This window comes from Croceicoccus estronivorus (assembly GCF_001625325.1).
GTDB classification, from domain to species: domain Bacteria; phylum Pseudomonadota; class Alphaproteobacteria; order Sphingomonadales; family Sphingomonadaceae; genus Caenibius; species Caenibius estronivorus.
In genome coordinates, this window is sequence record NZ_JRQQ01000002.1 from 501686 (window position 1) to 528665 (window position 26980).

At 60.4% G+C, this 26980-nt stretch carries 28 protein-coding genes and 3 tRNA genes; 17 read left to right on the plus strand and 14 right to left on the minus strand.

Annotated elements, in window-relative coordinates; genetic code table 11:
• Window positions 1–18: 18 nt before the first annotated feature.
• From MB02_RS05640 to MB02_RS05655, 4 genes are all read right to left on the minus strand, one after another.
• Window positions 19–1338 (minus strand): sensor histidine kinase, encoded by a 1320-nt coding sequence (locus tag MB02_RS05640; RefSeq protein ID WP_067533705.1) that lies wholly within the window; start codon window positions 1336–1338, stop codon window positions 19–21.
• Between the two features lie 106 nt (window positions 1339–1444).
• Complete coding sequence (locus MB02_RS05645) at window positions 1445–2122, minus strand: response regulator transcription factor (RefSeq protein ID WP_067533708.1); 678 nt, start codon at window positions 2120–2122, stop codon at window positions 1445–1447.
• Window positions 2123–2216: 94 nt separating this feature from the next.
• The gene (locus MB02_RS05650) at window positions 2217–2525 is read right to left on the minus strand and encodes a PepSY domain-containing protein (RefSeq protein ID WP_067533711.1); all 309 of its coding nucleotides are present in this window, start codon (window positions 2523–2525) and stop codon (window positions 2217–2219) included.
• A gap of 65 nt (window positions 2526–2590) precedes the next feature.
• The gene (locus tag MB02_RS05655; RefSeq protein WP_170304636.1) at window positions 2591–3304 is read right to left on the minus strand and encodes an SIMPL domain-containing protein; all 714 of its coding nucleotides are present in this window, start codon (window positions 3302–3304) and stop codon (window positions 2591–2593) included.
• Window positions 3305–3419: 115 nt separating this feature from the next.
• On the opposite strand from MB02_RS05655, the gene MB02_RS05660 reads away from it, so the two are divergent.
• The gene (locus MB02_RS05660) at window positions 3420–5207 is read left to right on the plus strand and encodes an ABC-F family ATP-binding cassette domain-containing protein (protein ID WP_067533714.1); all 1788 of its coding nucleotides are present in this window, start codon (window positions 3420–3422) and stop codon (window positions 5205–5207) included.
• A 150-nt stretch (window positions 5208–5357) separates the two neighbouring features.
• Window positions 5358–5930: a uracil-DNA glycosylase family protein gene (locus MB02_RS05665; protein WP_067533717.1), complete on the plus strand. Its 573-nt coding sequence runs from the start codon at window positions 5358–5360 to the stop codon at window positions 5928–5930.
• Here the strand turns inward: MB02_RS05665 and MB02_RS05670 are convergent.
• Window positions 5923–6396 carry a DUF6456 domain-containing protein gene (locus MB02_RS05670; RefSeq protein WP_067534204.1) on the minus strand — a complete coding sequence of 158 codons (474 nt, stop codon included), beginning with the start codon at window positions 6394–6396 and terminating at the stop codon, window positions 5923–5925. The genes MB02_RS05665 and MB02_RS05670 overlap by 8 nt on opposite strands.
• A 95-nt stretch (window positions 6397–6491) precedes the next feature.
• On the opposite strand from MB02_RS05670, the gene MB02_RS05675 reads away from it, so the two are divergent.
• Together MB02_RS05675 and MB02_RS05680 are read left to right on the plus strand one after the other, a co-directional pair.
• Window positions 6492–7064: a helix-turn-helix domain-containing protein gene (locus MB02_RS05675; RefSeq protein ID WP_067533719.1), complete on the plus strand. Its 573-nt coding sequence runs from the start codon at window positions 6492–6494 to the stop codon at window positions 7062–7064.
• Window positions 7061–8254 (plus strand): glycosyltransferase, encoded by a 1194-nt coding sequence (locus MB02_RS05680; RefSeq protein WP_235829432.1) that lies wholly within the window; start codon window positions 7061–7063, stop codon window positions 8252–8254. Before MB02_RS05675 ends, MB02_RS05680 begins: the two co-directional genes overlap by 4 nt.
• Window positions 8255–8269: 15 nt before the next feature.
• Here the strand turns inward: MB02_RS05680 and secF are convergent, their stop codons facing one another.
• The 3 genes from secF to yajC are packed head-to-tail and all read right to left on the minus strand — an operon-like array spanning window position 8270 to window position 11207.
• Window positions 8270–9247 carry a protein translocase subunit SecF gene (secF, locus tag MB02_RS05685; RefSeq protein ID WP_067533725.1) on the minus strand — a complete coding sequence of 326 codons (978 nt, stop codon included), beginning with the start codon at window positions 9245–9247 and terminating at the stop codon, window positions 8270–8272.
• Window positions 9248–9259: 12 nt separating this feature from the next.
• The gene (gene secD / locus MB02_RS05690; protein ID WP_067533728.1) at window positions 9260–10864 is read right to left on the minus strand and encodes a protein translocase subunit SecD; all 1605 of its coding nucleotides are present in this window, start codon (window positions 10862–10864) and stop codon (window positions 9260–9262) included.
• 13 nt (window positions 10865–10877) lie between these two features.
• Complete coding sequence (gene yajC, locus MB02_RS05695; RefSeq protein ID WP_082825981.1) at window positions 10878–11207, minus strand: preprotein translocase subunit YajC; 330 nt, start codon at window positions 11205–11207, stop codon at window positions 10878–10880.
• A 253-nt stretch (window positions 11208–11460) separates the two neighbouring features.
• On the opposite strand from yajC, the gene MB02_RS05700 reads away from it, so the two are divergent.
• Window positions 11461–11537, plus strand: a tRNA-Pro gene (locus tag MB02_RS05700).
• Window positions 11538–11678: 141 nt separating this feature from the next.
• Here MB02_RS05700 and MB02_RS05705 read toward each other — a convergent pair.
• Complete coding sequence (locus MB02_RS05705) at window positions 11679–12284, minus strand: inorganic diphosphatase (protein ID WP_067533734.1); 606 nt, start codon at window positions 12282–12284, stop codon at window positions 11679–11681.
• Between the two features lie 187 nt (window positions 12285–12471).
• Between MB02_RS05705 and MB02_RS05710 the strand changes: the two genes are divergently transcribed.
• The 4 genes from MB02_RS05710 to accC all read left to right on the plus strand — a co-directional run bounded on the left by MB02_RS05710 (window position 12472) and on the right by accC (window position 15338).
• The gene (locus MB02_RS05710) at window positions 12472–12885 is read left to right on the plus strand and encodes a holin family protein (protein WP_067533737.1); all 414 of its coding nucleotides are present in this window, start codon (window positions 12472–12474) and stop codon (window positions 12883–12885) included.
• Window positions 12886–12934: 49 nt separating this feature from the next.
• Complete coding sequence (gene aroQ, locus MB02_RS05715; RefSeq protein WP_067533740.1) at window positions 12935–13372, plus strand: type II 3-dehydroquinate dehydratase; 438 nt, start codon at window positions 12935–12937, stop codon at window positions 13370–13372.
• A 145-nt stretch (window positions 13373–13517) separates the two neighbouring features.
• Window positions 13518–13970, plus strand: a complete 453-nt coding sequence (gene accB / locus MB02_RS05720; RefSeq protein ID WP_170304647.1) for an acetyl-CoA carboxylase biotin carboxyl carrier protein — start codon at window positions 13518–13520, stop codon at window positions 13968–13970.
• A gap of 15 nt (window positions 13971–13985) precedes the next feature.
• A complete protein-coding gene (accC, locus tag MB02_RS05725) occupies window positions 13986–15338 on the plus strand; it encodes an acetyl-CoA carboxylase biotin carboxylase subunit (protein WP_067533745.1) in 1353 nt (450 codons plus the stop codon).
• Window positions 15339–15431: 93 nt separating this feature from the next.
• Here accC and MB02_RS05730 read toward each other — a convergent pair whose 3' ends face one another.
• Window positions 15432–15896, minus strand: a complete 465-nt coding sequence (locus MB02_RS05730) for an Lrp/AsnC family transcriptional regulator (RefSeq protein ID WP_067533748.1) — start codon at window positions 15894–15896, stop codon at window positions 15432–15434.
• 213 nt (window positions 15897–16109) lie between these two features.
• On the opposite strand from MB02_RS05730, the gene MB02_RS05735 reads away from it, so the two are divergent.
• The 4 genes from MB02_RS05735 to MB02_RS05750 all read left to right on the plus strand — a co-directional run bounded on the left by MB02_RS05735 (window position 16110) and on the right by MB02_RS05750 (window position 19259).
• The gene (locus tag MB02_RS05735) at window positions 16110–17879 is read left to right on the plus strand and encodes a sensor histidine kinase (protein ID WP_067533751.1); all 1770 of its coding nucleotides are present in this window, start codon (window positions 16110–16112) and stop codon (window positions 17877–17879) included.
• Between the two features lie 129 nt (window positions 17880–18008).
• Window positions 18009–19004, plus strand: coding sequence for a polysaccharide deacetylase family protein (locus tag MB02_RS05740; RefSeq protein ID WP_067533754.1), 996 nt, complete (start codon window positions 18009–18011; stop codon window positions 19002–19004).
• An 81-nt stretch (window positions 19005–19085) separates the two neighbouring features.
• A tRNA-Ile gene (locus tag MB02_RS05745) sits at window positions 19086–19162 on the plus strand.
• 20 nt (window positions 19163–19182) lie between these two features.
• Window positions 19183–19259: transfer RNA gene (locus MB02_RS05750), tRNA-Pro, on the plus strand.
• A gap of 36 nt (window positions 19260–19295) precedes the next feature.
• On the opposite strand, the gene htpX is transcribed toward MB02_RS05750, so the two are convergent.
• Window positions 19296–20177 carry a zinc metalloprotease HtpX gene (gene htpX / locus MB02_RS05755; RefSeq protein WP_170304637.1) on the minus strand — a complete coding sequence of 294 codons (882 nt, stop codon included), beginning with the start codon at window positions 20175–20177 and terminating at the stop codon, window positions 19296–19298.
• 114 nt (window positions 20178–20291) lie between these two features.
• On the opposite strand from htpX, the gene MB02_RS05760 reads away from it, so the two are divergent.
• Window positions 20292–20642 carry a YbaN family protein gene (locus MB02_RS05760; RefSeq protein ID WP_067533757.1) on the plus strand — a complete coding sequence of 117 codons (351 nt, stop codon included), beginning with the start codon at window positions 20292–20294 and terminating at the stop codon, window positions 20640–20642.
• A 9-nt stretch (window positions 20643–20651) separates the two neighbouring features.
• Here the strand turns inward: MB02_RS05760 and ubiA are convergent, their stop codons facing one another.
• Window positions 20652–21560, minus strand: coding sequence for a 4-hydroxybenzoate octaprenyltransferase (gene ubiA, locus MB02_RS05765; RefSeq protein WP_067534210.1), 909 nt, complete (start codon window positions 21558–21560; stop codon window positions 20652–20654).
• A gap of 115 nt (window positions 21561–21675) precedes the next feature.
• Between ubiA and MB02_RS05770 the strand changes: the two genes are divergently transcribed.
• The 3 genes from MB02_RS05770 to MB02_RS05780 are packed head-to-tail and all read left to right on the plus strand — an operon-like array spanning window position 21676 to window position 24151.
• Entirely contained in the window at window positions 21676–22419 is a 744-nt protein-coding gene (locus tag MB02_RS05770) for a 16S rRNA (uracil(1498)-N(3))-methyltransferase (RefSeq protein ID WP_067533760.1), read from the plus strand.
• A 55-nt stretch (window positions 22420–22474) separates the two neighbouring features.
• On the plus strand, window positions 22475–23848 hold the full coding sequence (locus MB02_RS05775) for a glutamate--cysteine ligase (RefSeq protein ID WP_067533763.1): 1374 nt from the start codon (window positions 22475–22477) through the stop codon (window positions 23846–23848).
• Window positions 23849–23851: 3 nt separating this feature from the next.
• The gene (locus MB02_RS05780; RefSeq protein WP_067533766.1) at window positions 23852–24151 is read left to right on the plus strand and encodes a putative quinol monooxygenase; all 300 of its coding nucleotides are present in this window, start codon (window positions 23852–23854) and stop codon (window positions 24149–24151) included.
• 7 nt (window positions 24152–24158) lie between these two features.
• Here the strand turns inward: MB02_RS05780 and MB02_RS05785 are convergent, their stop codons facing one another.
• Window positions 24159–25496, minus strand: coding sequence for a methyltransferase family protein (locus MB02_RS05785; RefSeq protein ID WP_067534212.1), 1338 nt, complete (start codon window positions 25494–25496; stop codon window positions 24159–24161).
• Between the two features lie 138 nt (window positions 25497–25634).
• Complete coding sequence (locus tag MB02_RS05790) at window positions 25635–26978, minus strand: outer membrane protein assembly factor BamB family protein (RefSeq protein WP_067533769.1); 1344 nt, start codon at window positions 26976–26978, stop codon at window positions 25635–25637.
• Window positions 26979–26980: the final 2 nt, after the last annotated feature.

Sequence of the window (26980 nt, forward strand, 5' to 3'; positions counted from 1 at the left end):
TGAACTTTTGCTGCGCATTTAGCCTGCCGCCGCGCGGGGCAGCCTGAGCGTCACTGTCAGGCCACCGAGGTCCTCGCTCGTCCCGAGGCCAACGCTGCCGCCATAGATTTCGGCCACGTCGCGCACGATGGCCAGACCGAGCCCGGTTCCGGGCTTGCCCGTATCCAGCCGCGCACCACGGTCGAAGATACGCGTCCGCGCGCTGACGGGAATGCCCGCCCCATCATCTTCAACCGTGATCGTGCATTCGCGGGCATCGGGATCGGTGTCGACTGTCAGAAAAACGCTGCCCCCACCATATTTGGCCGCATTTTCGAGCAGGTTTCCCAGAATTTCATCCAGATCCTGACGCTCGATGGCCACCGCCGCATTCCGGTTGCCCGCCACATCGAAACGAATATCCTCGTAAAGGCGGGATACCGCGCGTTCCACCGCGCTGGCGCTTTCCCACACATTCGCGCGCGCCTGCCCACCGGCCCGCCTGCCCACAGCCCGGGCGCGAGCGAGGTGGTGGTCGATCTGCCGACGCATGGTTTTCGTCTCGCGCAGCACGGTTTCTGCTAGATCCGGGGCCTTCGCGTTGGCGGCATTCGTGACCACTGTCAGTGGGGTCTTGAGCGCATGGGCCAGGTTGCCGGCATGAGTCCGCGCTTCTTCCGCCTGCCGTTCCGTATGTTCCAGCAGGGCATTCAGTTCCTCGACCAGCGGCTGCACTTCCAATGGCAGGGGATCGATCACGCGATTGGTCCCGGTGGCCCGCATATGCTGAATCGCCCGGCGCACGCGGCGCAGCGGCCCCAGACCATACCACGTCTGCAACACTGCCAGCAGGAACAGCCCCGCCCCCAGCACCACGAAGCTCCAGATAACGATTGCGCGCACACGGGCGAGCTGCTCGTCCAGTTCTCCGCGTGCAGCGGCAACTGTGAACCACCAGCGGGTATCGCTGCCAGGAAGGACGATGGCCCGTTCGATTACGCGTAGCGGCTCACCGGCGAACTGGTTGCTGTTGTGAAAGTGGACATCGTGCCCGTCCTCTCTCGCGGTGATCTGCAAGCTGCGATCCCACAGGGAACGGGATGGAAAATCCTCATGCCCCTTGCCCGTAATCTGCCAGTAGAGGCCGCTGTTCGGCTCCAGAAACCGTTGATCGCCCAGCGGCCGGTTGAAGAAGACTTCGCCGTCCGGGCCGATCTCGGCCGCACCGATCATGGCGGTGAGCATGTATTCCAGCTGATCGTCGAAATTCTTCTCGATCAGGCCTGTCAACGTACGGTCCAGTGCGACACCGCCCACCAGCAGCAGGATGGAGATCCATCCCGCGGCAATAATCATCATGCGCCGTGTAAGGCTGCCGGTATGGGGCGTGCCACAAGGCGTGGACGCTCCCGCCCCGCTTACGGAACCGGATTCCGCCTGCGCCGGAGCGTCCGCTCGCAGGGAATCAGGCCCGCGGGGTGTCGGCGGGGTCGTCGAGACTGTATCCAAGGCCACGGATCGTCGTAATGACATCGGCACCCAACTTCTTGCGGATGCGCGTGACGAAGACTTCGATCGTGTTGGAATCACGGTCGAAATCCTGATCATAGATATGTTCGATCAATTCGGTACGGCTGACCACCTTGCCCTTGTGATGCATGAGATATGACAGCAGCTTGTATTCCTGCGCCGTCAGTTTCACCGGTTCACCATCCAGCGTCACCCGACCGGAACGGGTATCCAGCCGCACATAGCCAGCCGTCAGCTCGGACGAGGTATTTCCCGATGCACGACGGATGAGAGCCCGCAGACGCGCGATCAGCTCTTCTGTCTGGAACGGCTTCGCAAGGTAATCGTCGGCCCCGGCATCGAGCCCGGCCACCTTGTCCGACCAGCTATCGCGCGCGGTCAGCACCAGAACGGGGAAATTCCGCCCTTCCTTGCGCCACATGCCCAGCACAGTCAGCCCGTCGATTTCCGGCAGACCGAGATCCAGCACGACCGCGTCGTAATCCTCCGTGCTGCCGAGGAAGTGCCCGTCCTCTCCATCGGTGGAAAGGTCCACCGCATAACCCGTCTGCTCCAGCGTGGATTTGAGCTGCTGCCCCAGCGTGGGTTCGTCCTCGACAATCAGGATGCGCATACCTCTACCCTCATATGCAAAACGGCGGCTTTCAAGTGGGCCCTGCCGATGAACGCGTCAAGCGGCCTGTAAAGCATGAAAAAACCGCGAGCGGTCAGTTGGAACGTCTGATGATCCGGCCCGACCGGGCGTCGATATCGACAAAGACGACCCGGCCATCGTGAATGAACTTGAGCCTGTAGGCCATGGCTGCTGCATCGTATTCCGGCCCCAGATACTGCATTCCCCGCATCTGCGGCAGAACGATGCGCTCGATCTCGCGCAAGGGGCGCACATTACCTGCCCGCATTTCCTTGCGCACCTGCCCCTGATCCCCGCGATTCTGCGCGTGGGCCGAGACATTCGGCAGGACGGCCGCAAGCAGGGCGGCTGTGACAACAGGAGCAATCGCCTTTCGCATCATGCCCTTGTGCCTAGGCACAAGGGCTTGAACAAGCTCTGAATGGCGCACGGCGGCGCCGTTCAGGTTCAACGGGTCATTTCGTACTTCACCGAAACAGTGACACCGGTATCGACCAGCCCCGGTTCCACAGGGGTAGGCGGTGCTGCGCCGGCCGAATCCGCCGCCATGCGCATCATCGGCACCGGTCCGGTACGGCCAATGGATTCACTGACTTCCAGCAGACGGATATTTGAGTAACCGGCCATCTGCGCATATTCCATCGCCTGCGAGCGGGCATGATCCATCGCCGCCTTGCGCGCCTGCGCCTTCGCGGCCGTATCATCGTCGATCGAGAAGCTCGGACCATTGATGTCAGTCGCACCCGCCGCAACCAGTGCGTCGAGCACTTCGCCGACCTTTTCCACCTTGCGCAGCATTACGCTGACATTGTTCGACGCCTGGTAACCGCGAAACACCTGTTTCTGCGTGTTCCGGTCGTAATCGTATTGCGCATTGAGATTGATGCCCGTCGTCTGAACATCTTCCTTTGCGATTCCCAGTGCCTTGATCTTTGCGATCACCGCATCCATCGCTTTCGCGTTCTGCTGCATGGCGGCAACGGCAGTGGGCGCACGGGTGGAAACACCGGCACCGATGGTTGCGATATCGGGCCGCGCCTTGACGCTTTCGCTCACGCTCAATTCCACGACCGGGCCGCTCGCCTGAAGCTGGACTTCGGCAGCCATGGCTGGCGCCGCCAGTGCGGAAACGGCCAGAAGCGGCAATGCATAACGGATCATCTGCAGTTCTCCCAAGGTGTGACGCGTGGATCGCTGCGCCAGAGCATATTACGCACCGGTGAACGGATCGGTTCCAACGCTGGACCGGAGCATCGGGCGGCGCTAGGGGGCCAGCATGGCAGCACCCCCTATTCTCAGTTGGGAAGGCCTCGGCCTGATTCAGGGCGCGGGCTGGCTCTTTCAAGGCATCGACCTGCATATCGGCCCGCGCGACCGGATTGCGTTGATCGGCCGGAACGGTGCCGGCAAAACCACTTTGCTCAAGCTGATCGACAACCGGATCGAGGCGGATCAAGGTAACCGCACAGTCCAGCCGGGGACCAAAGTCGTCATGCTGGAACAGGACCCCGATTTTACCGGCTGCGAGACGCTCCTCGACTTTGCCATTGGCGGTGCCGACGCCCCTGCCCAGCACGAAGTGGAAGCCATTGCCGGGCAGATCGGCATCGATCTCAACCGTGCCGCGGCCAGCGCCAGCGGCGGGGAACGGCGGCGCACCGCGCTGGCCCGCGCCCTGGCGAGTGAGCCGGACCTGCTGCTGCTGGACGAACCGACCAACCATCTCGACCTCGCGGCGATCGACTGGCTGGAAGACTGGCTCAACCGCTACAAGGGCGCTTTCGTCGTCATCAGCCACGACCGGACATTCCTGACTCGCCTGACGCGTGCGACCCTGTGGCTCGACCGCGGCTCCCTGCGACGCAAGGAGGTCGGCTTCGGCGGCTACGAAGCGTGGGAAGAAAAAGTCTTCGCCGATGAAGCACGGGCTGCCGAAAAGCTCGACGCCAAGCTGAAAATCGAAGCGCACTGGCTGGAACGCGGCGTCACTGCCCGGCGCAAGCGTAATCAGGGCAGGCTGGAAAAGCTGTACGAGATGCGTGCGACCCGCGCCGCCATGCTGACCCCCGGCGGCAACGCGAAGCTCGCGCTTTCCAGCGACGATTCGAAGACCAAGTCCGTGATTGTCGCCGAACACGTGACCAAGCGTTTCGGAGACCGCACGGTGATCCGCGATTTCTCCCTTCGCATTCAGCGAGGAGACCGGATCGGCGTTGTCGGCGCGAACGGCGCAGGCAAGACCACCTTGCTCAAATTGCTGACCGGAGAAATGGCGCCTGACGAAGGCGAAGTCACGCTATCGAAGACGCTGACCGGCATCATGATCGACCAGCAGCGCAGCCTGCTCTCACCGGACAAGACCGTACGGCAGGTTCTGGCCGAAGGCGGCGACTGGATCGACGTGCAGGACAACCGCAAGCATATTCAGGGCTACCTCAAGGAGTTCCTGTTCGATCCCGGCATCGTCGATATGAAAGTCGGCGTATTGTCGGGCGGTGAACGCTCGCGCCTGCTTCTGGCTCGCGAATTTGCCCGCAAATCGAACCTGCTCGTGCTGGACGAGCCGACCAACGACCTCGATCTGGAAACGCTCGATCTGTTGCAGGAAGTCATTGCGGACTATAACGGCACCGTGCTGATCGTCAGCCACGACCGCGATTTTCTGGACCGGACGGTTACGGTCACTCTCGGCCTCGATGGAAGTGGAACGGTCGATATCGTCGCGGGCGGCTATGCCGACTGGGAAGCCAAGCGCAAGCAACGTACCCCCGCTGCCAAGACCAAGGCGCCCAAGCCTGCCACTGCCGCGCCAGCCCCTCCCCCACCCAAAAAAGCCAAGCTGAGCTACAAGGACCAGCGCGACTACGATCTTTTGCCCGCGCGGATCGAAGCCCTGGAAGAGACCATCGCCCATGACGAGGAAGCTCTGTCCGATCCTGCGCTTTACACCAGCGATCCGAACAAGTTCGCCGCCCTGACCGCCGCCATCGAAAAAGCTCGTGCAGAAAAGGAAGCCGCCGAAGAGCGCTGGCTGGAACTCGCCGAAATGGTCGAGGCTTTGTAATTGCGGCGTGATCGAGGTCACCTGACCGGGCCTTAAGTGCGGATGGCAACGACCGTGATCGAATGAGTTAAGCTGAAGATCGGCAAAGCCTTCCCCGGCCACCTGCTCTTTCATCCTTGAACATCGCCCTGCATTCTCCACTTTCCCTGCATGACCGCACTTCACCGGGACATCGCCGACTGCCGCCAGTGCGCCGCTCACTTGCCGCACGAGCCACGCCCCGTGGTCCAGTTTTCCACCACTGCCCGGCTGATAATCGTCGGGCAGGCACCTGGATCCAAAGTTCACGCCAGCGGCATTCCGTGGGACGATGCCAGTGGGCTAAGATTGCGGGAATGGACCGGGTTGCGGCGTGAACAGCTCTACGATCCATCCCTCGTCGCAATCGTCCCGATGGGCTTCTGCTATCCCGGCAAGGGCAATGGTGGCGACCTGCCGCCGAGGCCGGAATGTGCGCCCTTGTGGCACGAAAAGGTGTCCGCCCTCTTGCCCGATCGCAGGTTGACCCTGCTGGTGGGCAGCCATGCCCAAGCCTACTATCTGCGGGGGCAGGACAAGGCCACGATGACCGAACGTGTCCGCAATTATCGCACATACATGCCTGCATTCTTTCCCCTTCCCCACCCTTCATGGCGCAGCGCGATCTGGATGAAGAAACACCCATGGTTCGAGAGCGAAGTTCTCCCTGAATTGCGAAAAGCCGTGGCAGGCACACTCACCTGATCCGGTAGAAATCGGCCACGCGGTCCAGCGCGAGCCGCAACACCAGCTTGCCGCTGCGCGCTGGCCAGGACAGTGCCTTTTCCGCTTCCGGCAGGCTCTCCCCTGCGCAGACCACCCGCCAAAGAACATCATCCAGTCCGCGCCCCGCGCTGGTAATCGCACCGTCAAAGCGTCCCTTCGCGGCGAGTTGCCGTTCGGTAGGAGACAAACCCGGATCGGATCCGCCCCTGATCCGCACGGGTTCCCATCGCATGGTGATGCGTGCGCCCAGTTGCGCCTGTTCGTAGTCCGCCCGCAGTTTTTCTCCTGCGGTAAACAGACGATCATCCAGATGGCCCCGCGCATGAAGCCAACTGAGAGGAGATTCGGCCAGATTGACAGTCACGCTCCGGCGACGTTTGGCTGCCCCCTTCGTCCGGCGCGGGCCTTCGACAGTCAATTCACGCTCTACGAGTTGGCGGCGCATAAACATCTCCATTGCGATTGGCGTGATGTGCGCTTGCCAAATTCAGGTTATTGTAGGAAAGTGAAAAAACCAAATTGGTTAATGAAAGGCGCACCGTGATCAATCGCATCCGGGATATCCGCAAGGAAAAAGGCATGACTCTGGCCGATGTCGCCGCAGCATGCGTCCCTGCCACCACCGCACAGACCATCGGTCGCCTTGAAACCGGGATGCGGAACCTTTCCCTTGTCTGGATGAACCGCATTGCCGATGCGCTGAATGTCGAGCCGGAGATGCTGGTAAGAGGGGAAGCATCGGCTCAGCCGCAAATCGTCGCCAGATTGACGGACACAGGCGCCGAGGCCCTGCCTAAGCCACGCGATGCCATCCTGCCCACCCAATTAGCCGGAAGCATGCCGTTGATTTGCCTCGCGATAGAGGCCAGCGCCGGGGAATATCGCGCAGGTGACCAGCTCTGGCTGCGCCAGTTGCCCCCTGAAGAGGCGCAACAGGCGATCAACCGGGACATACTGGTGCCACGCAAGGGCGGGCGCTTCGCATTTGGCCGCCTCATCGATCGCCGGGAAACTCTCGTCGGGGTACTGCCTCCCGGAATCGGGCAGCGGCAGATCGTTATCGACAATCCGCCATGGCTGGCAGTGGCGGAAATGCTGGTGCGCAAGCTGTGACCAAGCCGCACAGGGTCCTGTCACTATCCACCCTTTACCCCAATCCAGCCAATCCCCGCTTCGGCACATTTGTCGCCCGCAGCCTGGAAGCGCTGGCCGCGAGGGGTGACTGGGAGGTTACGGTAATCAGTCCCATCGGCCTCCCGCCTGTTATTTTCGGGCGCTACCAGGCATTGGCCCAAGCTCGTTCGGAGGGAATCGAGCATGGTATCGCGGTATATCGTCCGTGCTACACGCTGATCCCCCGCTTTGGCGGGCGCTTCAATCCGGCAGCCATCACGCGGGCCGTCCTGCCCCTCGTGAGGCGACTGCACGCCGAACGGCCCTTCGATCTCGTCGATGCCCAGTTCTTCTACCCGGACGGCCCTGCCGCCGCCCAAATCGCCGCAGCGCTCAACCTACCGCTTTCGATCAAGGCGCGAGGCGCGGACATCTCCTATTGGGGAAAGAAACCATACGCCCTGCGCAAGATGCTCAAGGCAGCCCGCCAGGCGGGCGGGCTGTTGGCCGTCAGTGAGGCCTTGGCGCACGACATGGCATCTATCGGGTTCCCGCACGAGAAGACCACCATTCACTACACCGGGCTCGATCGCACGCTTTTCCACCCTCGCGACAAGACAGTTTCCCGCGAAAAGCTGTTTCAGAGATTCAAGCTAGCGGTGCCCTCGTCAGTTCCTCTGCTGGCGACTGTCGGGGCACTGATTCCCCGCAAAGGGCAGTATCTCGTCATTCATGCCCTGTCCTCTCTACCAGACGCGCATCTCCTGCTGGCGGGAACGGGCGAAGCGGAGGCGAGTTTGCGGACCCTGGCCGCGGAAGCAGGTCTCTCCGACCGCGTCCATTTTCTGGGCTCGTTGGATCATGAAACGCTGCCGTTGGTCCTGTCAGCCGCCGATGTCATGGTCCTCCCATCCGCAAGCGAAGGGCTGGCCAACGCATGGGTAGAAGCCCTTGCCTGCGGCACTCCCATCGTCATCAGCGATGCCGGCGGGGCGAAGGAACTGGTGAGGGATGACAGCGCCGGGCAAATAGTCGCCCGCGACCCGCAAGCAATCGCCGAAGCGGTGCAGACACTGCTCGCGACGCACCTCCCGCCTCAAAAAGTGGCGGAAAACGCGGCTGCTTTCAGCTGGGAAGCGAATGCAGCCGCGCTGGCAACGCATTACGAAAGCCTGTTGCGAACCCGTTGACGCGCTCGCATCGGCTCAAACCTCGCCGCGAGCGACTTTTTCCTGCCGTTCGCTACCGCTTTCATTGGGGACAAAGCTCGCCGGAGTAACGCCCAGCCAGATCAGGATCGGTGCCGCCATGTAGATCGAGCTGTATGTACCGACGAAGATACCCAGCGTGATTGCCGCAGTAAAACCGAACAGGCTCTGTGGCCCGAGAAGCAACAGGGCAACCAGCACCACGACCAGAGTCAACGATGTCATCACCGTACGCGCAAGAGTTTCATTGACCGAGAGGTCCAGCAACTCTGGCATCGGCATCTTGCGGTACTTTTTCAGATTCTCACGAATGCGGTCATACACGACGATCGTATCATTCAGCGAATAGCCGATAATCGTCAGGATAGCGGCAACGATGTTGAGGTCGAATTCCAGCTGGAACAGTGCGAACAGCCCCAGTGTCAGCGACACGTCGTGGACAAGCGCGAACAACGCGCCAACGCCGAATTGCCACTCGAAGCGTATCCAGATGTAGATCGAGATCGCAATCATTGCGAAGAACAGTGACCAGCGCGCAGTGCTGAACAATTCACCGGAAACCTTGCCGGACACGGAGTCCACACCGTCGATCCGCACGCCTTCATGGGCGGCCCGGATAGTGGAGACCACGTTACGCGTCATCGTGTCGGAAAGCGCAGGATCCTGTGCCGCTCCTTCCGGCAAGCGCATACGTACCGACACCTCGTTCGGCGCGCCGAAACGCTGGATTACCGGCTCGCCATATCCCAACTTGCCGATTTCCTTGCGCAGTTCGGAAACCGGGGCCTCGGTATCCTGGACGAAAGTCGCCCGGATCATCTGGCCGCCGACGAAATCGACGCCGAAATTGAGCCCCTTGGTCAGAACCAGCGCCCAACTGGCCGCAATCAACAGGCAGCTGATGACGTAGAAAGGTATCCGCCAACGCAGGAACTTGATGTTGGTGTTATCGGGGACGAGTTTAAGAAGCCGCATATATCGTCCTCCTCAGATGTTGATGTCGTGGGGCCGCGCCTTGCGCAGCCAGCCGGCAACCCACATCCGGGTGATAGTCACCGCCGTGAAAACCGAGGTCACGATGCCGATCATCAGCACCACTGCGAATCCCCGCACCGGGCCGGAGCCGAACAGGAACAGTAGTACCGCCGCAATGACGTTGGTGATGTTGGCGTCGAAGATCGCGCGGCTGGCCTCACGATAACCGTTTTCAACCGCCGCAACCACGCGCCGCCCACGTTTCCGTTCTTCGCGAATGCGTTCGTTAATCAGCACGTTCGCATCGACTGCCGCGCCGATCGTGAGCACGAAACCGGCGATTCCCGGCAATGTCAGCGTCGTATTTGCGATAGCCATGATGCCGAGCAGCATCAGGACATTGAGTACCAGCGCCGCGTCAGCATAAAGCCCGAAGCGGCCATACGAAACCGCCATCAACACCAGAACGGCCAGAGCGCCTACTCCCAGAGCGATCAGGCCCTTCTGGATCGAGTCCGCCCCAAGGTCCGGCCCAACGGTGCGCTCTTCGATTACCTTGAGGTCCACCGGCAGTGCGCCGGAACGCAAGGAAATCGCCAGCTGGTTTGCCGAATCGACCGTAAAGTTGCCGGAAATCTGCGCGCTGCCACCAAGAATCGGTTCGTTGATATTTGGCGCGGAAAGCACTTTGCCGTCCAGAATGATGGCAAACGGCCGGTTGACGTTTTCCGTCGTCAGCTTGGCGAACTTCGCGCCGCCCTGCTGATTGAAAGTGATGGAAACGACCGGTTCGTTGTTCTGCGAATCGAAACTCTGCTGGGCATTGGTGAGATTGTCGCCCTTGATGCCACCCAACCGCTTGACCGCAATCTGCGTCGGCTGGCCGGGGCTCGTCTCCGCATAAGGTACGATCTCGCTACCCGGCGGAGCGATGCCCTGGGCAATATCGCTGGGCAAAGCGCTCGTATCGACCAGCTTGAATTCGAGCTTGGCGGTCTGACCCAGCAGGTCTTTCAACTGCTTCGGATCCTGCAGACCCGGCACCTGGACAACGATCCGGTCGTCACCCTGCCGGATAATCGTCGGTTCGCGAGTCCCCAGCGCGTCGATACGTTTCCGCACCACTTCCGTGGCACTGTCCATCGCATCGGTCACCGCTTGGTTGAGACCAGCCTGAGTCGGCGTCAGCACGAAACGCTGTCCGTCAACCACTTCGATGCGCCAATCGCGCTGCCCGGTGAGTCCGGCCCCGGTGGTCAGCGGCAGGAGCGCCTCACGCGCAGCATCGACCTGGCTCGCATCTTCGACCATGAAAGACAGACGTCCGTCACGGCTGGAAAGGTCGCCGATCCGGATACGCGGTTCTGCTTTCCGCAAGGCGCCGCGCACAGCCTCTTCCATGCTTTCAAGGCGCTGCTGGGCGACCTGTGAAGGGTCTGCCTCAAGCAGAATGTGGCTGCCCCCTGCGAGGTCGAGGCCGAGGTTAACGGTGGGGTCGGGCAGGAACGACGGCCATGTGCCGCCGGAAACCGAAACGAGCGACGGCAGCGAGGCCGCCGCAAACGCCAGGGTTACGAACCAGAGCCAGATCTTTTTCCAGCGTGGAAAATCGAGCATGGCTACGATTGCCTCAATCGTTGGCCGCGGCCGAGCCGCCCGGCGGAATTATGTCGCCAATGGTGTTCTTGACCGCTTTTACACGCACACCCTGGCCCAGTTCAACTTCCGCATAATGGTCGTCGACCCGGACGATCTTGCCGACCAGCCCGCCGGCCGTAACAACCATATCGCCCTTCTTCATCGAAGCAATCTTGGCGCGATGTTCTTTCTGCTGCCGCATTTGCGGGCGGATGATCAGGAACCAGAAGATCACGATCATACCAAGGATCGGGAGCCAGCTGATCCATGCGGGCGGGCCTTCGGCACCAGCGGAAGCGGCTGCGGACAGAATATCAAGCATCGACACACCCTTGGAAATCGGGGGCATTCCCGGTCTGTTTCAGGATGGACGCGAGCCGCGGTTGCGACACCGACGATCCCTCCCTTTGGAGGGCTGCGCGCCTAGCAGCAAAGAAACCGGCTGGCAACGCGCTGCCCCTCGATCTGCTCGTCTGAACGTGCACCGACACATCCATCGCGCATTGTTTTCACGGAGGCCACCACAGTGCTTGCCTTGCCCCGCAGCTATGCCTATAGGGCGCGCCTCCACTGCTCGGGACGTAGCGCAGCCTGGTAGCGCATCACACTGGGGGTGTGGGGGTCGTAGGTTCGAATCCTATCGTCCCGACCAGTGGACTAAATGCATGGCAACCATGCCATTTCAAAGCCCGCGTGAATCACGAAATTTCCGTGAATCACGCGGGCTTTGGACTTTTGGTGAAGCTGACCGGCAAGTCAGGCAGGTTTCATCGCCGCAAACGAAGGTTCACTATCACTTCTTCGCGGCGCGATAGGCTTGGAACGCTTCGGTCAACATCGCCTGTGCTTCTTTGGGCCCGCTGAATCCGTTCAGTTCCACTGTTTTGCGGCCTGCCGGCAATTGTTTGTAAATGCGATAAAATGCCTCGATACGCTGGCGCTCGATTTCCGGCAGATCATCCAGCGATTTGATCCCGTCATATGTCGGGTCGATTTTGGATGCCGGGACGGCAATGATCTTGTCATCCTGCTCCCCGCCATCGATCATGTGCAGCACCCCGATCGCCCGCACCTTGATCACCGCACCGGGAACGATGGGCTCCCTGCTGAACACCATACCGTCGAGCGGATCGCCATCACCCCCAAGAGAAGAAGGGATGGACCCGTAATTCGCAGGATAGACGACTGGCATCGACTGGTAGCGATCAACAACAATGTATCCGTAATCGGGATCGATTTCGTATTTCGTAAAACTGCCTGCGGGTATCTCGATGACAGTAAAGAATTCATCGCCCTGCTCCGGCTGCGGATAGTCGAACGGATGCAACTGTTCGGCCATCGCCGCAGGCGCCAGGCCGAGGGACATGATCGCCGCCGCAACGGCAATACCAATCTTCATGAGAACAACTCCTTCTGCATAAAATCGAAGGAGCCGCGCCTAATAATGACATATGACACGCGCGTGAAACAAACCGCCCTGGCACCCGGCATCAGCCACCTGGAGGCTCTCAAAGCAATCCGGTTTCCTACATGAACCTATATGGTTATTTAATGACGCCCAATAAACCATAAAAGGACATGCAAAGATGGCCATCCTCGAAACGCTCGCAGGACCGATTGCCTCGATCATCGACAAAGTCATACCAGACAAGGACGCTCGGGAGCGGGCCAAGCTGGAGCTCATCAAGCTGCAAGGCTCGCAGGAACTCGAAACGATTCAGGCCCGGCTGTCCGCGATCGTGGCAGAAGCGCATTCCACCGATGCCTGGACCAGCCGTGCAAGACCCAGCTTTCTCTATGTCATGTACATCATGATTCTGTGGTCCATTCCCATGGGCTTGCTGGCCGCTCTCCGACCGGAAACCGCCGGAGCCATCGCGGGTGGCATGAATGCCTATCTCAACGGACTGCCCGAACCGCTCTATGCGCTCTTCGGGACCGGCTATCTCGGCTACACGGCTGCCCGGCAATGGGGGAAAGCGAAAGGCGTCGACAAATAGGCGACGCCACCGCTATGCCGCCCCGCGTATCACTCAACGCGGGGCACCCATGGCTAATCCTGTCGTTTACGTCCTCAATGGGCCGAACCTGAATCTGCTCGGCACGCGCGAGCCGGAAATCTACGGCTCCGACACGCTGGACGATATTGCCGGAATGCTGGAGGATCGAGCGCGTGATCTGGAGCTGGAAGTCGAAGTACGCCAGTCCAATCATGAAGGCCATCTGATCGACTGGATGCATGAAGCTCAGGCGGAAGAGGCCAAAGCGATTCTGCTCAACGCAGGTGCTTACACGCATACCTCGATCGCGCTTTACGATGCGATCAAGGCAATACGCACACCAGTAATCGAGGTCCACTTGTCCGACCCATTGCAGCGCGAAGCGTTCCGTCATGTGAGCTATGTCGGCATGGCTGCGGTCGATTGCGTGGCCGGCCACGGTGCAAAAAGTTACCTTATCGCCTTGGAAAAAGCTGCAAATCTCTAGTCTCGTTTAAACCTGTACGGGGATTTTCCGGGCTCCCCCCTTGCCAGCAACGCCGCCCCGCCGCATAGCGACCGGCAGAACTGCAACGAGGTAAGAGGGACGCATGGCCGAATCCAAAGGTTCCGCCACCAGCCGCGACAGCGGCATGAGAGTAGACAGCAAGCTGGTTCGTGAACTGGCGGAATTGCTGGGCGAAACCGGGCTGACGGAAATCGAGGTTGAAGACGGCGAACGCAAGATCAAGGTCTCGCGTGCTGCTGTAGCTGCACCTGCGACTCAATTCGTTGCCCCTGCTGCTGCGGCCCCTGCCGTTGCGTCTGCTCCCGCAGCAGAAGCTCCGGCTGCGGCCGAACCGGCGATTGATGCCAATGCCGTAAAATCGCCCATGGTCGGGACGGTCTACCTTTCGCCCGAGCCCAGCGCCGCTCCGTTCGTCAGCGTTGGCAGCCAGGTCAAGGCCGGTGAAACCCTTCTGATCGTCGAAGCGATGAAGGTCATGAACCCGATTACCGCGCCGGCATCAGGCACGGTGAAAGCGATCCTCGTCGAAAACGCGCAGCCGGTCGAATTCGATCAGCCGCTGATCGTGGTCGGCTGAGGCGGCTGGCGTCCGATGGCCATTTCTCGTCTGCTGATTGCCAATCGCGGTGAGATCGCACTGCGAATTCACCGCGCCGCCCATGAAATGGGGATCGAAACGATCGCGGTGCATTCCACCGCCGATGCCGATGCCATGCATGTCCGGCTCGCCGATTCAGCTGTTTGCATTGGCCCACCGGCTGCATCCGACAGCTATCTGAATATCGCGGCGATCATTTCCGCCGCCGAAATCACACACGCCGATGCGATTCATCCGGGCTATGGCTTCCTGTCGGAAAACGCCAAGTTCGCTGAAATCGTCGAAGCGCACGATATTGCCTGGATTGGCCCGAAACCGGAACATATCCGGACAATGGGCGACAAGGTCGAAGCCAAACGCACTGCCGGTGCACTCGGCCTCCCCCTCGTTCCGGGTTCCGACGGCGCAGTCGAAACCACGGAGGAGGCGAAGAAAATCGCCGCCGAAATCGGCTATCCCGTGCTGGTCAAGGCTGCATCCGGTGGTGGCGGTCGCGGGATGAAAGTCATTCCCGACGAAGACAGCCTGGAAAGTCTCGTCAGCCAGGCGAAAAGCGAGGCCAAGGCCGCGTTCGGGGACGATACGGTTTATATCGAGAAATATCTCTCCAACCCGCGGCACATCGAGTTTCAAATCTTTGGCGACGGCCGTGGCAATGCCATCCACCTTGGCGAACGCGACTGTTCGCTTCAGCGTCGCCACCAGAAGGTTCTGGAAGAGGCCCCCTCCCCCGTCATTTCGAGCGAAGAGCGGGAGCGGATGGGCGGCATCGTGGCCAAGGCAATGGCCGACATGAGCTATCGTGGCGCCGGTACGATCGAATTCCTTTGGGAAGATGGCGAGTTCTATTTCATCGAAATGAACACCCGTCTGCAGGTCGAACATCCGGTGACCGAAGCAATCACGGGCATGGACCTGGTGCGTGAACAGATCCGCATCGCGGACGGCAAACCCTTGTCGGTCACTCAGGATGAATTGCGCTTCAGCGGCCATTCGATCGAATGCCGTATCAACGCGGAAGATCCGTTCACTTTCGCGCCTTCGCCCGGCGAAGTTACCAGCTATCACGCCGCTGGCGGGATGCACGTCCGCGTCGATTCCGGATTGTATGCCGGTTATCGTATTCCACCCTACTACGATTCCATGATCGCCAAGCTGATCGTCTATGGACGTACTCGCGAAGGCTGCATCATGCGGCTGCGCAGGGCGCTGGAAGAAATGGTGATCGGCGGCGTAAAGACCTCGATCCCACTCCACGAAGCGCTGATTCAGGAACCCGATTTCCTCAATGGCGACTATTCGATCAAGTGGCTCGAACAGTGGCTGGCTCAGCGCGAAAACGACTGAGCCCTAGCTGGTTGCCGTTCATTTTCCCGAGCGCAGCCTTTTTCGTTACTCTGCCTAATTTTATCCACAGTTTAGAGTTTTTAACGAAGAAGGTTAATCAAGTGGCACGCCCGGCAACTGCTTGGCCGTGCGAATCGTGAGCGAAGTCTTCACGCTGGCGACATTTGGCGCCGGCGTGAGCCTGCTGGTCAGGAATTCCTGAAAGCTCTGCAAATCACGGCTGACGATCTTCAGAATGAAGTCGATTTCACCATTCAGCATGTGACATTCACGTACTTCCGCCAATGTCTTCATGTGATCTTCGAATGCCCGCAGATCGGCCTCGGCCTGGCTTTTCAGGCTGACCATGGCGAAAACGGTGATCGCAAAGCCCAGTTTTGCTGGGTCTACCTCTGCATGATAGCCGCGGATGACACCCGCTTCTTCCAGTGCGCGCATCCGCCGCAGGCATGGCGGCGCAGTCAGGCCGACCCTTTTGGCCAGTTCGACATTGGTAACACGTCCCTCGGCCTGTAGTTCAGCCAATAGACGCCGATCGATCTTATCGAGAGTGTCCAACGATATTGCCCTTACTATGTGCTGTCAGAACAGCACTCCTCCCACCTCTGAGGTACCACATACAAGCATCTTAACTAATTAGGATAGTTAACAGTGCATGTCCCGCTTTGTGACGCGGCTAATGCCCGCCATGGCGCAGTTTAGCGAAAGTGATAGAGACTCCAACAACTCAGTCGGTGCGCCTGCAATCGCACTTCAGATAGCCGGAGCTCCATGTATTTCGACGATCGCCTTGCCACCGTGTTGCGCACTGGCGTTGGCAGCGATCGCGCGGCACGCACGCAATACAGGCAATTACTCGATCTTCTCGGCACGCTCCCACCCGATGCTGATGGTATCCTGATCGACAACGCCTACGCCCGTCTCAAGACTCTCTCAGAACAGCTCAAGCCTGCCGAACGGGGCGCGATGATCCGCGAACCAGGCGTTCGGCTCACGAATACCCGGCTCATTGCCGCACTGGCCGGCGACGAGGCGGAAGTGACATCCGCGGCCATGGCCGCAGCGCGCCTGTCCGAAGCGCAATGGCAGGCGCTCATTCCCGATCTCCCGATCGCGGCTCGCGGCTTCCTGCGCCATCGCCGTGATCTCGACGATGCAACCAATGCGACGCTCCAACGACTTGGGATCGGGGATCTCGTTCTGCCTCGTCCCGACATTCTCGAACTGTCCGACCTCGAATTGTCCGACGACCTGGCTGCCGAAGACGAAGAAGATGACGAGGCAGAACTGGACATCGCCACGCTCGGCTGGACTGCGTCACCTCCCCCTCGTCCACAGCCAGTGAGCGACGATGGCGAAAATCTTGCCATCGGTGCGCTCGTCCGCCGTATCGAGGCATTTCAACGCGCCCGGAGCAATGGCCACCCTCCGCCATCGCACAGCGGAGATACCCCGCGTTTGCCGCTGGACGATCCGCAAGAGTCGCGGAACAAATTGCCCGCTGCCTTCGATTTCGCGACCGACACCGCTGGACGAATAAACTGGTGCGATCCTGCGATTGCTCCGATGGCGGTCGGACTGGCGCTCATGAACGGGACGACCGACAGCCCGGCCAAGCTCAATCCCTCAGCCATCAGCGCCATGCGTCATCGCCAGCCGCTACGGGGCGCAACAGCCACTATCACCGGCGCGCCAGCGATAACCGGGGAATGGCGCATCGATGCTACGCCAAATTTCAGCAGGGAATCCGGGCGCTTCCTGGGCTATTACGGCCGTATGCGGAGGCTTCCCGCCCTGCCTGCAACCGCACAACCGGCCACTGACCCCATGGCCGACCGCATGCGGCAAGTGCTGCACGAGCTGCGCACGCCCGTAAACGCAATCCAGGGCTTTGCGGAAATCATTCAGCAACAGTTGTATGGCCCCGCCCCACACGAATATCGCGCACTGGCCGCGACAATCGCCAGTGACGCGGCCAGGATACTTGCCGGGTTTGACGAACTCGACCGCCTCGCAAGGCTGGAAAGCGGTGCGCTGGAACTGGATGAGGGATCATCCGACCTTGCGGCTGTACTCTCGAAGCTTGCCGGGCAACTCAGCCCCGCCCTGCGGCCGCGCGGAGGCTCGATCAACGTCTGGGGTGCCGAAGACCCCGCCATGGTCCCTCTGACGCAGGACGACGCGGAACGGTTGGGCTGGCGCCTGCTGGCGACAGTGGCAGCGGAAGCCAGTCCGGCGGAAGAAATCGACCTGCACGTCGTGCATGAAGGCACCCGCGTCATGTTCGTGGTCGAACTGCCCGCGAGCCTGGCCGGTGCGTCCGACATCTTTTCGGCCACGCTCCAGGCAGGACAGCGGACAATCAACGCAGGCATGTTCGGTGCGGGATTTACATTACGGCTGGCAAGGGCCGAAGCTCGTGCCGCGGGAGGCAACCTGTCCCAGGAGGGGGACTTGCTGCGCCTGTCACTCCCACTCTTGACCCCGCAGGAAGAGCGCCATAGCCAAGATGCCAGAGGTGCGGGCAGCCAGACTGCCTGAGCCGGACAAGGCATCGGCATCGATTCTATCGAAAATGATGCATCAGGTCATTGTTTCTCTGCGGTTTTGAGTCGCCGGGCACTTCCGACAGGTTCGAGATCGCCTCACTCTTGGGACGTAGCCCCATCAATGCGGTCTATCACCGATCTTCCCGATAGCTCTGCACGGGCGCACTTCGACCCGCATTTTGGCCAACGCTTCATCCTGACAGTCGATACGGAAGAAGAGTTTGACTGGAACGCCCCCTTTCAACGGAGCGGACATGGCCTGGACCATGTTCCTCATTTGCGTAAGTTCCAGCAGTTCTGCGAAGGCCAGCAGGTCAGCCCGATCTATCTTGTCGATTACCCGATCGCGACCTCACCGGCAGCGGTCGAGATATTGCGCGATGCCGTAGCTTCCCAAAAGGCGGAAATCGGCATTCAGCTCCACCCCTGGGTCAATCCACCTCACACGGAAGATATAAGCGATTTCAACAGTTTTGCAGGCAACCTTCCCGCCGATCTGGAGCGCGCCAAATTCCATGTCCTGCGCGATCGAATCATCGCAAGTCTTGGCGTCACACCGCTAATGTATCGGGCCGGACGTTACGGTCTCGGTCCGGGCACCGCCGATCTCTTGCGTGGAGCGGGCATTGCAATCGACAGCTCCGTGCGCGCGAACTTCGATTATTCCGCGGCCGGTGGTGTCAATTTTCGCGACCACCCCGTTCACCCATACTGGATCGGTGAAGGCCACCATCTGCTGGAATTGCCGCTAACCACCGTATTCACCGGGCCGCTACGCCATTTGGGAAGCTGGCTGTATCCCTCGCTTTGGCGGGCACCGACGTTGCGCGGGGTCATGGCACGTGCCGGCCTGCTCAACCGCGTGCCCCTCACACCGGAAGGCGTGACTGCCGCGGAAGCCATTCGCGGAATCGATGCCGCCCTGGGACAAGGCCTCCCGCTGCTGGTCCTGTCCTTTCACAGCCCTTCGCTACAGCCCGGCCATACCCCCTACGTCCAGCACGAAGCGGATGTCGATCGGATGTATGATTGGTGGCGGGAAGTGCTAGGCCATCTCAGGCAAAAAGGGGTGCGTCCGACAAGTGCCGCAGGAATTATGTCCGCAGTTGCGGCATAATCGCACATCGAATGCCATTTGAACCACAATGCCCACTTGCCTGATATTGCAACGCGGGCTAGGCCCCGCTTCGCAACGGTTGGGCCTGTAGCTCAGTTGGTTAGAGCTGGCCGCTCATAACGGCTAGGTCGCGGGTTCGAGTCCTGCCGGGCCCACCACACCGTTGCAGACATAGGGTCGGGGAGTGGCGCAGTCCGGTAGCGCGCCTGCTTTGGGAGCAGGATGTCGCAGGTTCGAATCCTGTCTCCCCGACCAAATCCTCAACAATAACTGAAAAAGAAGCCAGACGGCCTAGCGCCGCCCCCGCCTCAGCGGGTCGAGCGCCGAAGGACGCGAGGCGCGAACAGAGCTGGCGCTGCCCTGCATCGCCTGAAGTGCCGCAATGCGCTTTTCAGTCTTGGGATGGGTCGAAAACAGCTCCGACAGGCCAACCGGCACGATGTATAGCTGGGCAGCGGCAGGATTACGCTCCGTAACCGGATTGGGGATGCGTTGCGCGGCCCCGCTGATCTTGGCGAGTGCCGATGCCAGTGCCGCCGGGTTGCCGCAAATTTCCGCTCCTGCCCGGTCCGCGCCATATTCTCGCGTCCGGCTGATGGCCATCTGCACGATCATCGCCGCGAAAGGCGCGATCAAAACCGCGAGAATGCCGGCCGCCGCGCCGCCGTTGCCGCGGTTTCCGCCAAAGAACAGTCCGAAATTGGCAATCATCGAAACGGCGCCGGCAATGGTCGCCACCATCGTCATTACCAAGGTATCGCGGTTGCGCACGTGGCCGAGTTCATGCGCCATGACAGCAGCCACTTCATCCCGGCTGAGCATTTGCAACAGTCCAGTAGTGGCCGCCACCGCGGCATGTTCGGGATCACGCCCAGTAGCGAAGGCATTAGGCGCCTGCGTGTCGACGATATAGACCTTAGGCATCGGCAAACCGGCGTTGCGGGCCAGTTGCGCAACGAGACCGTAAAAATCCGGGGCAGTTGCCGCATCGACTTCGCGGGCGTGATGCATCCTGAGAACGATCTTGTCCGCGTTCCAGTAAGTGAAAAAGTTCATGCCCGCCGCGACCACCAATGCGATCATGGCGCCGCCCGCTCCGCCGAACATATAGCCCAGCACCATCAACAGCGCTGTCAGCGCGGCGAGCAACATGGCTGTTTTCAAGAAATTCATTATCAGTCCCTGCCCATGGCCAGAAGGATACGGGAAATTTAGGGTGCCTCAGCCGTTTGACAATGGCAGGCCACCCCGATCGGGCAGGCTATGACGATATTGTGGGAAGAGTGAATGCAGCGCGTCTACCTGATGGCTGGGCTGGCAAGTTTGGGACTTGGCATCATAGGCATATTTCTCCCCATCATGCCGACTGTGCCGTTTCTGATTCTGGCTGCCTGGTGCTTCGGGAAATCGAACCCGACGCTGGAACGCAGACTGCTGGAACACCCCCGCTATGGCCCGCACATCCTGCTTTGGCGGGAGAAGCGGGCGATTGCCAGAATAGGGAAACTGGGCGCCACATTCGCATTCGCGGCCAGCGTGCTGCTGGCCTTCGTGTTCATGGCCTGGCCTTGGCCGCTGGTGCCCTGCGCGATAGCGGTGGTGATGCTCAGCTGGATCTGGTCGCGGCCGGATTGTTGAACGAACGCTTCACGCGTTGCCGGTCACGAAACACGCCAGCGCCACCAGCAGCCCCGCAAACCGGTTTGAGCGGAAGCGGGCCAGCGCGTTGTCCCCGTCGTCAGGATCGAGTGTCAGCACCTGCCATGCGAGATGGAGTGCAGCCGGCACAAGCCCCAGAAGCGCCAGAACGTCGCCCCTCATGAACCAGAAAGACAGCGCCCAGAACATCACAGCCAAGGCATAAAACACGCCCACGCCCGGCCGGACGCGGTTCCCCATACGCAAAGCACTGGAGCGGATACCGACCAGGGCATCGTCCTCGCGATCCTGCAGGGCATAGATCGTATCATATCCGATAACCCAGCAGATCGCCCCGGCATAGAGAGCGAGCAGCACCTCCCAATGGTCGCCGCGCAAGGCCACCCAGGCGACCGGAGCCCCCCAAGTGAATACAAGGCCCAGCCAAGCCTGCGGCCACCAGGTTATCCGCTTCATAAAAGGATACGCCGCCACCAGCGCGACACTTGCCAAGGCGACAAGCTGCGCCTGCCAGCGCAATTGCAGCATCACCGCAACGCCGACAAGGCACAGCAATGCCAGCCAGGACCAGGCAGCCTTGCGGCTGACCCGCCCGCTGGCCACGGGCCGACTGGCAGTGCGGGCCACCTGCCGGTCGAGATCTGCATCGACGATGTCGTTATAGACGCAACCCGCGCCGCGCATGGCAATGCTGCCCACAAGGAACCATCCGACAAGTGCCCATTGCAGCCCCGCCCCGGCCAGCCAGGTACCCCAGACACAGGGCCAGAACAGCAGCCACCAGCCAATCGGACGGTCGAATCTGGCAAGCATTGCAAAGTCGCGGGGCATTTGCGGCAAACGGGCAACGAAGCCACGATGCTGGCTATCGGGAACGATATCTTGTGTGCTGGACATGCCCCCCAATACCATCTCGCCCCCGGCGTGAAAGCAGGAACCCGGCCTGAACCTCCAATTCCATTTCATGACACATGGGGATGACGAAACACTATCCGGATTATATGGAGCGGCCATGCCCGCTACACCTGCCTGGCCTCCGAAAAGCGCGCCGCGCCTGTTCGTCCCCGGTCCGCTGATCGACAACGGACACTGCGTGATCGATGGCCAGCAGGGGCATTACCTGCTGCGAGTCATGCGGGTGGTGCCGGGTGACATCGTCATCCTGTGCGATGACATGACCGGCGAATGGGCTGCCCGCGTCGCGACTGCCGGTAAACGCGAACTCACGCTCGACATTGTCGAACGTTTGCGCGCGCGTGAGGCAGTGCCTGATTTCTGGCTATGTCCGGCACTGCTCAAGAAAGATCGCTTCGACCTGGTGCTGGAAAAAGCCGCAGAACTGGGCGCCGCACGCATCCAGCCGCTCGTGACTCACCGCTGCGTGGCAGACAAGCTCAACCTCGATCGCGCACGCACGCTGCTTACCGAAGCAGCAGAGCAATGCGCCCGTACCGCCTTGCCCGAACTGACCGCACCGACAAAGCTGGATCGACTGCTGAAGGATTGGCCCACCGGGCGCACCCTGTTCTTCGCGGACGAACTGGGCGGAGAACAGGCGGCTAAAGCTTTCACCAGGGCGAAGGGTCCTGCGGCCTTGCTGGTCGGGCCCGAAGGCGGCTTCGACGATGCCGAACGCGAAGCGATCCGCTCACTCGCAGATGCCTGCCCGATCACGCTCGGCCCGCGGATCCTCCGCGGCGAAACAGCCGCCATTGCCGCCACCTCCCTGTGGATGGGTCTGGCCGGGGATTGGTGAACGGGAATGCAATTAGTGCTTTCCTCCGGCCCCATGCTTGCCTAACGGCCAGAATATGAGCACGCGTACCGCGTCAGGCGGCGATGACCCCTTGATCGAAAGCCGCGACCAGTTGGTCGCCCCGATGGCGGCTGGCGAAAAACCCAGCGAAAACTGGCGGATCGGGACGGAGCATGAAAAGCTCGTCTATTGTACGAAGGACCATCACGCGCCTTCCTATGACGAGCCTTGCGGTATTCGCGCCATATTGATGGCGTTGACGGAATTCGGCTGGGAACCGATCGAAGAAGGTGGAAAAGTCATCGCCATGAAGGGCGCTGACGGGACCGTCAGCCTGGAACCGGCCGGTCAGCTCGAACTATCCGGCGCACCGCTGGAAAACCTGCACGACACCTGCTGCGAGACGAGCCGCCACCTTGAACAGGTCAAGGCCATCGGCCAGCGTTGCGGGGTAGGTTTCCTCGGGCTCGGCATGTGGCCGGACAAGACTCGCGAAGAACTGCCGATCATGCCCAAGGGCCGCTATGACATCATGCTGCGGCATATGCCCAGGGTCGGCAATCTTGGCCTCGACATGATGCTGCGAACCTGCACCATTCAGGTCAATCTCGACTATTCCAGTGAATCCGACATGGTGAAGAAATTCCGCGTCGGGCTCGCCCTGCAGCCATTAGCTACCGCGCTATTTGCCAATTCGCCGTTCACGGAAGGCAAGCCGAACGGCTACCTTTCCTACCGCAGCCATATCTGGTCGGATACCGACCCCGCGCGCACTGGCATGTTGCCATTCGTGTTCGAGGATGGCTTCGGATATGAACGCTATGTCGATTACATGCTCGACGTGCCGATGTATTTCGTCTTCCGCGACGGGAAATATATTGATGCCGCCGGTCAGAGCTTTCGCGATTTTCTCAAGGGTGAATTGCCCGCCTTGCCCGGTGAATTGCCGACCGAAGGCGACTGGCAAGACCATCTTTCCACTGCCTTCCCCGAAGTCCGGCTGAAGAGCTTCCTTGAAATGCGTGGGGCCGATGGTGGCCCGTGGGACCGCATCTGCGCCCTGCCCGCTTTCTGGGTGGGGCTGCTGTATGACGACACCGCGCTCAATGCGGCATGGGATCTGGTCAAGGATTGGTCGATGGATGAACGTGAAGCGCTGCGTAATGCCGTGCCCAAGCTCGCGCTGTCCGCTCCTCTGCCAGGTGGAGGGAAACTCGCAGACATTGCCGGGCAAGTGCTCGATATCGCCAGCGCGGGCCTGACGGCACGCAACCGCCTGAACAGCAGCGGCGACAATGAAACCGGCTTCCTCGTCCCACTGCGTGAAATTGTCGAAAAAGGCAGGGTTCCTGCCCAGAACCTGCTCGACAAGTATCATGGCGAATGGGGTGGCGATCTTTCCAGAATCTACGAAGCGAAAAGCTTCTGATTCATGTTGGTTGTGGCCGGACATTTCCGCATTCCTGCCGCGAGACTGGATGAAGCGCGGCCGGTCATGCAGGCGGTCGTCTCCGCTACGCTGGAAGAACCCGGTTGCCTTGCCTATTCATATGCCGAGGACGTGGCCGAACCGGGCCTGTTCCGCGTTAGCGAGATATGGGAAGATCAGGCCAGCCTTTCCCGTCACTTCGCAACGCCGCATATGCAGCACTGGACCAATGTCCGCGATCGGTTGGGCTTTTGCGACCGTGAAATCACCGTTTACAGCGTGAGCGATTTCGAACGACTTTGAAAGCCCGCTATTTCGCTGGCTGAAGCCGTGGCCCACGCGGCTTGAACAGGTTGCCGAGCTTGCCCAGCGATCTGGTGATGAACGCGTTTTCCGCCATCCAGGCGTGATATTCCCGATACTTCGCATCGGATGCCAGCAAGTGCTTTTCTTCAGTTCTGGCACGCCAATAATAGATCGCGCTGACAAGTCCGAGAATCACGGTATTGCGAACCATGTCGGGAAACGAGCCACTTGTGACGAAGAACGGCAGTGTGGCCATCCACCAGAAGATATTCTTCGACAAATAGGCCGGATGCCGGGTGAACCGATACGGTCCGTTGGTCAGAATCCCGCGATAAGTCAGGTTTGAAAAGCGAATCCCGAACGCAACTGTCGCCCAGGCATAGATGCCTGTGAGGACCACCAGTATCGCGCCCCAGAGCCACAGCAACGCGGTATGCCCCTGAAACCAGTAGGCCCAGTCGGCAGTGTTGACATGATAATCGAGCACGTCGCCGCTATTCATCAGAAGGAACGGCGGATAGCACATCAATGCCGAGAGCCAGCCGCCGAGATACGGATTAGCGGTACGAATTTGCGCATCGAGAGGCTTCAAGGTCAGCAGATAACCGACCATCGCGATCTGCACATCAACCATGAACATCATGTTGATCAGGAACATGCAGAAGGCCACCGGGCTGCTATCCACGTCGGCAAAGCTTGCCCCGGCCGCCATTTGCCATCCCGCTGGCAGGATGGAGAACATGAAGGCAATGAAAAAGCCCTTCACTGCCCATCCGCGCAAATGGTGCGCCACTTTTTCAGAATCGTAAGCCTCTCGCCCGATCAGCATCGCCCCGAAATGCCAGGACTGATCGCGCGGATTGACGAGATAACGATCGAGCCAAAGAACATAGGGGATCGACAACAGGAGCAGAGGCACGCTGAGCGTGCCCAGGACGTCTATCGCAAACAGATAATTGCCCCGCCAATACCAACGTCCCAGGCAATAAATCACGCCAATTACGGCCCAGGTGGCCCACAAACCCGCCAACTTGGTAACCGATGTTTCCAGTGCGACGGAAAGCGGCCGGGGGCTGTGCCAATCGATGCCTGTAGAAGCGCGACGATGGACCTTGTCCACACACAGCGACCAAAGCACCATCGGAATTCCGGAAAAGAGCATGGCCGCCAGCGCGGCGTTGGGGCCATTCAACGGCGCAGCCTCTCCCGCAAATCCCATCATCGGCGCAATCGAAGGCCAGTTGCGACAAATGGCAAGCCAGACGAACAGTCCCAGCACACCGGACAGCCCGACACCGGCGGACACGTCACTCTCCGGCGGCCTGCCGGGTGCGCTCACTATCCTGTCATTCGGCTTTCCCATCGGCCTGAGACCTAGGGAAAAAGGATTAAGGAGAGGGTAACGCTGGAGCATGAGAGAGCACTGCAGGCACTCTCTCATCTCCCGCTTTCCCGGCCATCTCAGCCGGGGACATCATGATCAACGAAAGGCGATGATCTTGCCGTCGTCGTTCAGTACGTAAAGCATCCGGTTGGCGACAATCGGCGGTAGGGACACAGAAGATCCGAGATCGCTGTATTCGCTTGCCGTGCCATCCGCGACATTGACTTTGAAAAGCTTGCCGCGTGAGTTCGCAACCCAGAGCTGGTTTCCGGCAAGGACAGGCCCGGTCCAGAAGATCTGGCCCTTGCGGTCTTTCTTATCCTTCCATTCACGCAGTTGCGTGATCCAGCGCACCTTGCCGCTGGAACGGGCAATCGCCAGAAGGCGCGCATCATCGGTCAGAGTGAAAATCCATTCACCCGCCACAGCCGGGGTGGAGATGCCCGCAAGGTTGAGTTCCCACAGCCGCTGACCGGTGACGAGTTCATACGCGGCCATGCGGCCACCCTGGCCCAAGGCATAGACCCGACCGGAATCAATGATCGGATCGGCATCGACATCGGTCAACGTGCCGACCTGAGTGGAAATCGATGTCCGGGCAAGCGCGTCGGACCAGAGCGTCCGGCCGTTTTCATAGCGATAGGCGACCAGTTCGCCTGTGCTGTAACCGGCAACCACCGTACCCTGACCAGCCGCAGGTGCCGCCATGCCGAACACGCCGGCCTGGGCTGTCGCGCCGGATTCTTCCCACAACGGCGATCCGTCGCTGGCATCCAGCGCGTGAATCTGGTTGTCCTGAGTCATTACGTAAACCGCGCCAAAGGCGATGGTCGGCGCGCCCCGCAGCGGACCCGCAGGCTTGGCCTTCCAGATCTCGAAGCCGGTGTTCGCATCCAGAGCAGTGACTTCGCCAATGCCATTGGTCGCATAGACCCGGCCGTCTGCATAACTGACGCCACCGCCGAAGGCGGACGCCTTGAGCCTGCCGGGCACTTCCAGTTGGCGGGTCCAGACCTTGTCGCCCGTCTGCGCATCGAAAGCATAGACTGCAGCGGAAGTGTCGATCGCATAGAGGCGGCCATTCCCAACGACCGGAGCTGCCGCCAGACGGCGCTTGTCACTCGCTCCCGCGATCGAAGCTGTCCACACCCGGACAGGCGTAGACGACAGCGCAAGATGGCCGGATGCCTTGGCAGCCGTTCCACCGGCCTGTGCCCACGCGTCATTGACCTGCTCGGTCGGCAGGACCACTGCCACCTGAGCGAGTGCCGGATCCACCTTAGCCCCGCTTTCGATCCGCGACAGGACCGGGATACGATTGCCGATGGTTGGCGTGTCAGGCTTGTCCTTGCCGCCGAGAACACCACAACCTGCCAGACCCGATGCCATCAATATGGCAAGGGGAAGAGCGAGATGGCGGCTTGCGGAAATCCGTTTCATGG